This window comes from Helicobacter sp. MIT 05-5294, assembly GCF_000765675.1.
Lineage (GTDB): Bacteria > Campylobacterota > Campylobacteria > Campylobacterales > Helicobacteraceae > Helicobacter_D.
On record NZ_JRPA02000030.1, the window covers coordinates 1 to 9,090 of the forward strand.

Annotated in this window: 8 protein-coding genes and 1 pseudogene; 5 read left to right on the forward strand and 4 right to left on the reverse strand. The window is 38.6% G+C overall.

What is annotated here, in order from left to right; genetic code table 11:
• The 4 genes from LS69_RS09495 to fliW form a co-directional block, all read right to left on the reverse strand.
• The coding region (locus LS69_RS09495) for a cache domain-containing protein (protein WP_194145484.1) at nt 1-904 on the reverse strand (904 nt) is incomplete at its 3' end.
• A 94-nt stretch (nt 905-998) separates the two neighbouring features.
• A complete protein-coding gene (gene miaA, locus LS69_RS09500; protein ID WP_138124470.1) occupies nt 999-1,976 on the reverse strand; it encodes a tRNA (adenosine(37)-N6)-dimethylallyltransferase MiaA in 978 nt (325 codons plus the stop codon).
• Between the two features lie 2 nt (nt 1,977-1,978).
• On the reverse strand, nt 1,979-2,722 hold the full coding sequence (locus tag LS69_RS09505) for a pyrroline-5-carboxylate reductase (protein WP_138124473.1): 744 nt from the start codon (nt 2,720-2,722) through the stop codon (nt 1,979-1,981).
• 20 nt (nt 2,723-2,742) lie between these two features.
• Nucleotides 2,743-3,171 (reverse strand): flagellar assembly protein FliW, encoded by a 429-nt coding sequence (gene fliW / locus LS69_RS09510; protein ID WP_138124476.1) that lies wholly within the window; start codon nt 3,169-3,171, stop codon nt 2,743-2,745.
• 305 nt (nt 3,172-3,476) lie between these two features.
• Here fliW and bamD point away from each other — a divergent pair, with 305 nt between their 5' ends.
• From bamD to LS69_RS09535, 5 genes and pseudogenes are all read left to right on the forward strand, one after another.
• Complete coding sequence (gene bamD, locus LS69_RS09515; protein WP_138124479.1) at nt 3,477-4,145, forward strand: outer membrane protein assembly factor BamD; 669 nt, start codon at nt 3,477-3,479, stop codon at nt 4,143-4,145.
• Nucleotides 4,146-4,153: 8 nt separating this feature from the next.
• Entirely contained in the window at nt 4,154-6,589 is a 2,436-nt protein-coding gene (gene lon / locus LS69_RS09520) for an endopeptidase La (protein WP_138124482.1), read from the forward strand.
• On the forward strand, nt 6,570-7,301 hold the full coding sequence (locus LS69_RS09525) for a ribonuclease HII (protein WP_138124485.1): 732 nt from the start codon (nt 6,570-6,572) through the stop codon (nt 7,299-7,301). Before lon ends, LS69_RS09525 begins: the two co-directional genes overlap by 20 nt.
• Before the next feature lie 43 nt (nt 7,302-7,344).
• A pseudogene (locus tag LS69_RS09530) lies at nt 7,345-7,659 on the forward strand (hypothetical protein); the annotation flags it as partial.
• 32 nt (nt 7,660-7,691) lie between these two features.
• A complete protein-coding gene (locus LS69_RS09535; protein ID WP_138124488.1) occupies nt 7,692-8,969 on the forward strand; it encodes a hypothetical protein in 1,278 nt (425 codons plus the stop codon).
• The last annotated feature ends 121 nt before the right edge of the window (nt 8,970-9,090 follow it).

Genomic DNA, 9,090 nt, shown 5'->3' on the forward strand with positions numbered 1-9,090 from the left:
ATTGGGCAATCGCAATTTCATCTTTCTCTAAACCTTTTTGAATGTTTTGAATGTTTTGATTGATTTCTTTTGCCATGATGCCAAATTCGTCGTGAGATTCTATCTTGATTAAATTGGCTGTGGTTGTGTCGTGGTTGAGGTAGGAGAAGAAACGGCTAAGGTTTGTCTGAATGGCTTGCACACTGAAGATAAGATTGCCATAAAAGAGCCAAATCAATGGAGCTAAAATAACAAATAAAACTAGGATTCCAACTAAAAATGCTTTAAATAAAGTATCATCTACGAATTTGATAAGATCAACAGAAATTTTGCCGGTATATTCATCAAGAGTATCTACATAAACTCCCGTAGAAATCCAAATATTTTGAGTGTTTGGAATCATCACTGCATAGCCGACCTTTTGCGCTGTGCCTAGCGTCCCATCAGGAAGCGGTTTGCTGAAAGAAAAATGCACAAATTTGGTTTGTTTCTTTTGGGTTTTTGCTGTTTCAAACAAATCCCGCACATAATAAACGCCATCAGTATCTTTGGCTTCATAAAGCGATTTTCCAATCAAATCTTTGCGTGTTGGGTGCGCCACAGGAGTGTATTCTTTGTAGGCGAAATAATAGCCACTTTTATCGTCTTCAAAGCGAAACTTCTCTATCGCTGTGGCGATAATAGCGATTTGTGAAGGCTCATCTAGCCCTACAATAAGCTCTCCTAGTGATTCTGCCAAAGTGTCTGTGGCGAGTTTGATTTTTTGCTCCACCTCATTACCTACGACTTCGTGGAGTTCAGCCCGAGTATTTTGAATAATATCGCCTTCAAAATATTCAATCACACCAAATATACTTACCAAACCAACGATAATACCAATGACAAGAACTAGAATCTTGAATTTTATCGACAAATGCTTAAACATTGCGCCCCTTATTATTAATCTTAAAGATTTATTATATAATACGCATTCTTAAAATCACGCACAATTATGAAGCTGTTTGAATAGATTACAAGATTTAATGAGCATTTCTAAGTTGCATTGTAATTTGAGAATAAATCTCTGTTGTTGTGCCACAAAAATGCGGCGGGAATTGCGTTTTGTTAAAAGTCGTTTGACGCTTAGCAAGTTGGGCGGTATGCGTGGAAATAGAATCCCTTAGGGATTCTAAAGAGGTAATGGGCGGGAATTGTGGCTTTAGCAGCGCGTCATTCTTTGTGCTTTGCGCAGAATCTAGGAGATTTTGATATTTTAGATATTCCAGCGTTTCCTTGATTCCGATGCTTTTTGCCCATTGATATTGTGCGCCATAGTGTGAGTAGAGCGTCTGCACTTCTTCTAACAATCCTCTATCTAGCATTTCTTGTGTGCGCATTAGAATCCTTTGTCGCAGACATTCGCGATTCCTTAGGATTTCAAAAATCGTGCAGGATTCCAAAATCGGCTTAGGAGAATGGTTTGCAAAATACACACTTGGCGCACAATGCGTAGAAAAATAAATCTCCAATGCACGCGCGATACGATAGGAATCTTGAGGCTTGAGTTTGTTTGCATAGACAGAATCTATCACGCATAAATAACGATATTGTGCGTCCAAACCGCCAAGGCTTTTGATTTTGGATTCTATTTCTAATTTTTCAGATAGCGTGAGCTTGGGCGCTGGTGAAAGCCCAACGAGCAGAGATTTGAGATAGAATCCCGTGCCACCGACGATTAAAAGCGGTTTTTTGTGGCTTTGGCAATAGTCTTTTGCTCGGTAATATTCTTGGATAAAATTATAAACATTTTGGGATTCCTTGGGTGATAAAATATCTATGCCAAAATGCACGATTCCTTTGCGTTCTTCTAAGCTAGGCTTGGCACTTGCAATATCAATTTCTTGATAAATACTTAAGGAGTCTAGTGAGAGGATTACACAATCATACGATGTGGCAATCTCCAAAGAAAGGGCGGTTTTGCCAGAACCACTCCCACCTAAAATCGCAAAAGTTTGCAAATTTAGGCGAAATTTTTAGAAGCCAAAATCGCCTCTAAAAAAGCATTTTTGAGCGCGTGTTTTTCTAAAGCGGCTACACCTTGCGCCGTAGAGCCTCCCGGACTCATCACGCTTTCTTTGAGTAATGTAGGGTGGTTTTGCTCCAAAAGTAATGCAAATCCGCTAAAAAGAGTGCGCACGATTTGTGTAGAATCCTCACGCCCTAAACCATAGGTTACGCCACTATCAATTAGGGATTCCGCAACAAGTGCCAAAAACGCCGGTGCGCAACCCCCTAAAGCAGTAGCCAAAGGGAAATCCTTTTCTTCAAGCCATACGCTTTTGCCAATAGAATCAAAAACCCCAAAGGCTTCTTGCTGGTATGCCAAATCTCCGCATAGGCTTGTGATAGATTGTCCGACACTTGCGCACACATTGGGCATTGCGCGGATATAGTTTTGGGATTCTATGGTTTCTCTTAAAGTAGCAAGGCTTGTGGCATTAAGGATAGAATACACGCATTTTGCCTTGCCATGGAAATAAAATTCTTTTAACGCGTAAGGCTTGACACAAAGCAGAATTTCATCGTCTTCTTTTAGCGGAATCGTGGAGTTTTCTAATGCTAAAGGAGTTAAGCCTAACTCCTCACAAAAAGCCTGAACTTTTGCAAAGTTGCGCCCACAAACGCGCAAATTGTATCGCTGTTTTAAGCCTTGAGCTAGGGCTTTTGCCATTTTGCCATAGCCCAAAAGAATTAAGGATTTCATTTTAGGATTCTTTAGGATTCTTATTGTTTGTTGAAGTCAAAAAACTTCGAAATAGGCTCGGATAGCCCGAAGTTTTCGTATTTAAAATTCTCCAAGACAACTTGCGCCATTGTTGAATTTTCAAAGTTAAAAAGCAAAGGAGCTAAAAAATTCACGCTGGAATCTTCAATGGGTTCTTTGACGCAGACGATATTGAGTATCGCGAGTTTAGAGTTCTGCGGGTCTGTATTGGTTTTGCCTTTTAGCTCCAAAAGAGCCTTGATGGGCGATGGAATCTCAAACTCATAGTCTGTGCGCATTGTGTAGGGATTCACCAAAGTGAAAGAAATGCCATCATTCTCACAACTTTTTAATTGCATAAAGGTTTCATCGTCTTTTGCGATTCTCTCTAGTTTCATTTTTTGGATATGTTCAAAACCCAAAATGGGGGATTTAACTACAAATTCCATTCTTTTTATCCTTTGCTTAAATTAACCTTTATCTCGCAGAAAATAATTCTTAAACTCAAAGTTTCGCGTGAGATTTTATCGCAATAAAAACAAAAAATCAATTTTATTTTTAAAAAAATTATAAAATCTATGACAAATCCGCTATAATTACGACTATTTTTGATGATTTTGGCTTGATTTCAAACAAATCCAAATTGCAAATTTTGAAGTTTGACTCCCAATAAAGCCTAACAACAATCATTCTAAAATTCCTATATTTTAGGCATAAATCCAAATTAATAAACTATTTTAAGGAATCTTTAACAATGCTAAAAACAACACAACTTTTTCTTTGTGGTTTTTGCGCACTTGTCTTTTTGGGTGCGTGTTCTTCCAAAAGCAACAGCGGATTGGCTTTAGACGAAGTCAATAAACCTGCGGATTATTGGTATCAAAATATGCTTAAAGAGATTCGTAACGACGATTTAGAAAAAGCAGACAGCTATTTTGTTTCTTTGCAAAGTGAGCATCTCAATTCGCCCCTTTTAAGCGAAGCAATGTTAATCTTAGGACGCGCACATATGCAAAAAGAAGAATATTTACTTGCGGGATTCTATTATGATGAATTTACCAAACGCTTTGGAAATGCGGAAAACATTGATTTTGTGCAATACCTAAAGCTTCAAGCAAACTACTTTGCTTTTAGCAAACAATTCCGCGACCAACAATTATTGCTCCAATCCATTAATGAGGCGAAAGAATTTGGCAAAAAATATCCCTATTCACGCTATCGCCCAATTGTAGATACAATGCTTTTGAAGTTAGAATTGGCGGATTTAAGTTTAAACAAAGAAATTATTAAGCTTTACGAGCGCAGAGGGAAAGAAAACGCAGCGGAATTTTATCAACAAAAAATTAATGAAAAGGCTTGGATTAAAGATGTTTATTACCAAGAGGCACATTCTCCATGGTATCAAAGAATCTTTGAATGGTAGGAGAAAATATGCAGCTAGATAGATATGGAGAATTTCCCAAAAAATTGCCCATAATCGTAGAAGAGGATATGTTTTTATACCCTTTTATGATAGCACCTTTGTTTATCAGCGACGAAGAGAGTCTAAAATCCATTGAAATCGCAATGGAATCCGCAGATAAGCTTGTATTTATCACGGCTTCTAAGCCCAACGACACAGAAGAAGATGTCGTGGGATTCTATGATGTGGGAGTTATTGGCATCATTATGCGTCGGGTAGCTTTGCCAGAGGGGCGCGTTAAGATTCTATTTCAGGGCTTAAGTCGCGGAAAAGTGTTGAATCTTTATTCCAAACTCCCACTTCAAGGCGAAATTGAACCCATTGTTTCCCTGCCTTTTGATTCTGCGCGCATAGAAGCGATTTTATCTGTCCTTAAAGAAAGATTGCGGAATCTCTATAATATTTCACAAAATTTCCCACAAGATTTGCTTAAAAGCATTAATGAAACAATGGATCCTAATCGTGCCGCAGATTTGATTGCAAGTGCGATTCGGCTTAAAAAAGACCAAGCTTATAAAATCTTCAAAGAAAACAATCCCGAAGAGCGTTTGCTAAATCTAATTGAAATCGTAATGGAAGAAATCCGCGCACAACAAATCCAAAAGGAAATCAAATCCAAAGTTAATTCCCAAATGGAAAAAATCAATAAGGAATATTTCCTCAAAGAACAACTCAAGCAGATTCAAAAGGAATTAGGCGGGGACGCGAGTAAAGATGCGGAGATTGAAGAATATCGCCAAAAGTTAGAAAAACTCAAAAATAGAATGAGCAAGGACGCTTACAAAGAAATCTCCAAGCAAATCAACAAACTCTCAAGAATGCACCAAGATAGCGCAGATGCGAATTTGCTACAAAATTACATTGAATTGGTGCTAGAGATTCCTTTTGGAACTTTTGCGCAAAAACCTCTAAAAATTGATGAAGTAGAAAAACAGCTCAACAAAGACCATTTCGCATTAGAAAAGCCAAAAGAACGCATTGTGGAGTATTTTGCGGTGCGCGAACTACTTGCTTTGCGTGGCAAAAGCAACAACAGCGAAAACAAAGGCACGATTCTATGCTTTTATGGACCTCCCGGAGTAGGCAAAACAAGCCTTGCAAACTCCATTGCCACTGCGCTAAAGCGCAAATTAGTCAGAATCGCATTAGGTGGCTTGGAAGATGTCAATGAGTTGCGCGGACACCGCCGCACTTATATTGGGGCAATGCCCGGTAGAATCGTGCAGGGCTTGATTGACGCTAAGGAGATGAATCCAGTAGTTGTGTTAGATGAGATTGATAAAATCCACAATTCATTCCGCGGCGACCCTTCATCGGTGCTTTTGGAGATTTTAGACCCAGAACAAAACAAAGAATTTAGGGATTATTATACGAATTTTGATTTGGATTTGTCTCAAGTGATTTTTATCGCCACAGCAAACGATATTAGCGCGATTCCAGCACCTTTACGCGATAGAATGGAGTTTATCAATATCAACAGCTACACTCCAAGCCAAAAGGAACAAATTGCAAAGAAATATTTGATTCCACAAGAGCTTAAAAAACATGGTTTGCAGAACAGCGAAATTAGCTTTTCGCCAAGTGCGATTCGCGTATTGATTGAGAAATACACAAGAGAGGCGGGAGTGCGGAATCTCCGCCGCAAAATCGCGCAAATCCTGCGCAAAGTAGCAAAAAACATCTTGCAATCTCCCCAAGAGAAGATTCAAATCACGCCCAAAAACCTACATGAGTTTTTGGACAAAATTGTTTTTGAATTCGAAAATGCAAGTAAAAATGCGGAAGTAGGGTTGGTTAATGGACTTGCTTGGACGAGTGTAGGCGGCGATGTGCTAAAGATTGAAGCGTTAAAGATTAAAGGCAAGGGAGGATTGCATTTGACAGGGAATTTGGGCGATGTGATGAAAGAGAGTGCGAAGATTGCTTATTCTTATGTGAAATCTCTCATTGATGGCGGATTGCTCAAAATTGACAGCCAACTAATCCCCCAAACACAAAAAGAAAAAGACGAAAAAACCAAGCCAGAAGCAAGTGAGATTTACAATCGCTTTGATGTGCATTTGCATGTGCCAGAGGGCGCAACTCCAAAAGATGGACCAAGTGCTGGAATCGCGATTGCAAGTGCGATTGCCTCATTACTGACAAACAAAAAAGCGCGAGGCTATGTCGCAATGACGGGGGAACTAACCCTAAGAGGCAAGGTTTTGCCTATTGGTGGTTTGCAAGAAAAGCTAATTGCGGCTTACAAATCGGGAATAAAAGAAGTGCTGATTCCAAAGAAAAACTTTGAACGCGATATGGACGAGATTCCACAAGAAGTAAAAGAGGGATTGCGTATCCACCCGGTGAGAGAATTTAAAGAAGTCTTGCAAATTATCCTAGAAAATGGCAAAAGCAAAGCCTAAAATACTCCCTCTTTGGGAAGATTCTAATCCCGCGCTAAATACTTTGGAATCCCAAAATTCCGTATTTCAAGAGGTTTTGGGGCAAAAGCCTTTACAACAGATTGTAGAATCCCTTACGATTCCGCTAGAACAATATCCTGCGCTTTGTGGTATTGACGAAGCAGGAAGAGGTTGCGTAGCAGGTTCGCTTTTTGTCTGTGGCGTGGTGCTAAACAACCCCCCACAAGCCCTTTTGAATCAGCTTAAAGATTCCAAAACGCTTTCCCAAAAAACAAGGGATTCTTTAGCAAAAGAAATCAAACAATACGCACATTTCCATTTGGTGCAAAAAAGCGCACAAGTGATTGATGTGCATGGTTTAAGCGTGTGTTTAAGGGATTCTTTGCTTGAAATTATGACGCATTTAAGCGCACCTTTTTATTGTTTTGATGGTCCTTGTAACTTTGGAATCCAAACACTAAAAACACTCATCAAAGGGGATTCCAAGCTTCACGCCATTAGCGCGGCGAGTATTTTGGCAAAAAGCGCGAAAGATTCCGAAATGCAAACTTTGCATACACAATTCCCCCAATATGACTTTGCGCACAACAAAGGCTACTGCACGAAAGCACATCTAAATGCGATTGCCCAAAACGGCTTATGCACAATCCACCGCAAAACCTATCACCTCAAAGCTCTTTCCCAAACTCCAACGCTTTTTGAATCACACTGAATGGAATTAGGGCTGCATATCAATCAAGCCATAGGAGGATAAATTGGCAAAATTCAAAAAATACCAAGCATGGATATATTTTAGGGATAATTTCTTTTGCACTTGTGCGTATGATAGAGATATGATAGACCTTGAAGAGAAATACCCAAATATGAGTGATGAAGATTATGTATATTCTAATTGGGACACTCCACAATATTGGGATAAGTATCGTTTTTGGGTTGCAAGAACTCCAAAGGGTGATAAATACTTCAACGAAATCCTAGCTCCAAGATTCTATAATAAATACAAAGATTTAGAAGTAGAGATTGATAATAAAGGCAATATTATAAGATGGATTGGAGAGATTCAAGATTAAGAATTGCAAAATCATTTTAAAGGAGTTGAGCAATGACGACAGCAATGACCACGAAAACCACTAGAGGCTATTTAAAAATCTCTTGGCATTATACAATGAAATATAACAAAGGCATTGATTTAGTGTATTTTCCACAAGGAAGCCAAAGGAGTGTAAATGACGAAAATATCACACATTGCCATTATCTTTTATATGCTCACGACTTCCCAAAGACAATCAACGAATATTTAGAAAGTAGCTATGGGGATAAAGGATACTTAGAAGAAGTTAAAATCCCTTATGACATTAACAACGATTTAGCCAAAGAGATTTTAAGCAAGAGTAGCTTAACCAAAGCCCAACAAGAGAAGTTTTTTAACTCTCGCTTTGGCAGTGTGTTAGTGCCTGTGGAGCTTATAGCTAAAGAAGAGTATTTTACACATTGGAAAACTTGGGAGGTGGGCGATAGGGATAGAGCAATTGGGCGCACGGCTATGAGCTATCAGATTACTTTCCCTCTCTATGATAAATATCTTGAGATTCCATACGGAGGAATAGAGCAAGAAAAGTTTTATGAGATTTATCTATTAATCCTTGATACTTATAAGGTTTTGCCTCCTAATACTGCTTTAAGACCCTCTAGGTATGAAGTGGGAAGTTTATTATATCAAGGAACTTATCCCCTTGAAGAAGTCGCTGCACCTCTCCCTACTTCTGCTTTAGCCTATACACATAGTAATATGGATAAGTTTATCGTCAATCTAAGAGACCAACCAAGCAAAGAGGGTAAAATCCTAGCCCAACTTTTCTCTCAAGCACTCAAAAGCACACCTAAAGATTTGTTTTTAGAAGATAGGAAATATCAGGGAGAATATAATATAAATCCTCTTTATGAAGAAATGGTAACCAAGGGTAGAAAATGGTTTTTAGAAGATAGGGAATGGGGAGATTGGGTTGAAGAAATGATGGGCTTCCAATATTATTTTGTCAGAACCAAACAAGTTTATTATCAAGCAAACAAATCTAAACTCATCAATCCCCTAGAAGCTAAAGAATATCTTGTTTTAGTATGGAATATAGATGCGAATAATTGGGCTAAAGTGTGGATTCTAAAAATGCTAGAGGGATATGTCGTCCATGATGTAATTGGTGGGAGAGGTATGCTCCATGCAAGTTACTTTGATGATGATGGTCCTGCATTAGAAGATTTAGAAAACTACACAAAAACCTTTTTAGAATCCCCCTCCAAACTCAAACTCTATGAGGGTTATATCCATACCAATGGTTTAGACTATCTTCTGCCTTTTGGTGGGGATTATATTCAAAGATAGAGATTTTGTGCTGTGCAAGGACGAAACAAATCCACAATCTAGCACAAAAGATTCTATTCTACTATGGAATCCCAATTTATAATCCCTTTTTAATTACTTGGATTTTTGCTAAAATAGTTTG

Bases quoted from the DNA above. Each gene is read 5' to 3' on its own strand.
- LS69_RS09505 (WP_138124473.1), bottom strand. From the start codon at position 2,722: ATGAAATCCTTAATTCTTTTGGGCTATGGCAAAATGGCAAAAGCCCTA.
- fliW (WP_138124476.1), bottom strand. From the start codon at position 3,171: ATGGAATTTGTAGTTAAATCCCCCATTTTGGGTTTTGAACATATCCAA.
- bamD (WP_138124479.1), top strand. From the start codon at position 3,477: ATGCTAAAAACAACACAACTTTTTCTTTGTGGTTTTTGCGCACTTGTC.
- lon (WP_138124482.1), top strand. From the start codon at position 4,154: ATGCAGCTAGATAGATATGGAGAATTTCCCAAAAAATTGCCCATAATC.
- LS69_RS09525 (WP_138124485.1), top strand. From the start codon at position 6,570: ATGGCAAAAGCAAAGCCTAAAATACTCCCTCTTTGGGAAGATTCTAAT.
- LS69_RS09535 (WP_138124488.1), top strand. From the start codon at position 7,692: ATGACGACAGCAATGACCACGAAAACCACTAGAGGCTATTTAAAAATC.